Here is a 1,087-nt window from a genome sequence, read left to right as displayed (position 1 = left end):
CCGGATCGTCCCCTTCCACGTTCAAATTGCGGCTTGCGAGGTCACGGCAGCGAGCGCCAGACACAGTGAGTTGCCATAGGCCCCACCAGGGCGAAGGTCTGGCACAACCAGCGCGGCGTGATTCCCACAGGTTGCGCCACCACCGGTCCACGAAATGGAATGAAATCTTGAGCGTGACCGTGCGGCAGGACGTGATCGATCGCACAGTGGGAAAACAGACCTGGAGAACGGTGCCGCGAGCACGACACACGTTCGCCTCATTCTCGGCCGTGGCGCGTCGAATTCCCTCGGCCAGATTACTGCGCAGCCAATTTCAGTCGGTCAAGACTGCGGAAAGTCCCACCTGGTCGCGGACTCCCATCCGGCAATTCCCGCCCAACCGTAGACCCGTTCGGGATTCAGCCGAAACACCGGAGCGCTCTGACCGAAACGCGTGTGGACACGATCCTCGCTCACCGAGAGTTCCCAGTCGTACTTCACCCCGACGCCTTCGGCGAGCACGTTGATGTCGTCGTCCCCGATCACTCGGGAGCAACTGCCCTCGATCATTACCACGTCCTCGCCAACCTGCAGGTTCACGGAGGCCCGCGGGTTGACCTTCAGGAATTCACCGCAGCGGTTCTGGCTCGAGAACCAGAAGGTGTTCCTCTGCCAGATACCCCACAAGGGCCTGCTGTGCGGGTGTCCGTCCGGGCTGGTGGTGACCAGCCAGTACGTGGACGCGGACTCGAGCAAATTCTCCGCCCAGCTCCACGGTTGTGTTGGCCCCGGCGCGGTCTGGCTGAAGATGAATGCCGACGTCCCCTTCGGCTTCTCCTTGTTTTTCAACACCTCGGCAGTCATGTTGCTGTCCCTTCGCTCGTCCGCTGTGGGCGACCAGCGAGACGCACCGGTCTGGCTTTCACGGTTCATGCTCGCAGCGCGACTGCGACACCGACACCCCAAAAGAACCGCGCGACCACCGGGGCGGCGACTAGGGGGGTTAGGGGGGTGCCCGCGCCGACGTCGCAAGAGCATGGTTGTTCACGCGACCGCCCAGAGGCGGTCTTGATCGTGGTCCCACCCAAGCCTTTTCTGCGCAAGCTTT

1 protein-coding gene is annotated in these 1,087 nt (G+C 62.6%); it reads right to left on the bottom strand.

The genetic code is table 11. The features are described 5' to 3' along the window. Positions 1-321 precede the first annotated feature (321 nt). Entirely contained in the window at positions 322-843 is a 522-nt protein-coding gene (locus tag AC4BEG_RS29660) for a pyridoxamine 5'-phosphate oxidase family protein (RefSeq protein ID WP_490702763.1), read from the bottom strand. Positions 844-1,087: the final 244 nt, after the last annotated feature.

The sequence above is a fragment of the Streptomyces sp. JLBJ103 genome (assembly GCF_058215575.1).
This window is presented reverse-complemented; position numbering and strand designations above follow the sequence as displayed.

Excerpts from the sequence above, each read along its gene's own strand:
- AC4BEG_RS29660 (WP_490702763.1), bottom strand. The coding sequence starts at position 843 with ATGACTGCCGAGGTGTTGAAAAACAAGGAGAAGCCGAAGGGGACGTCG.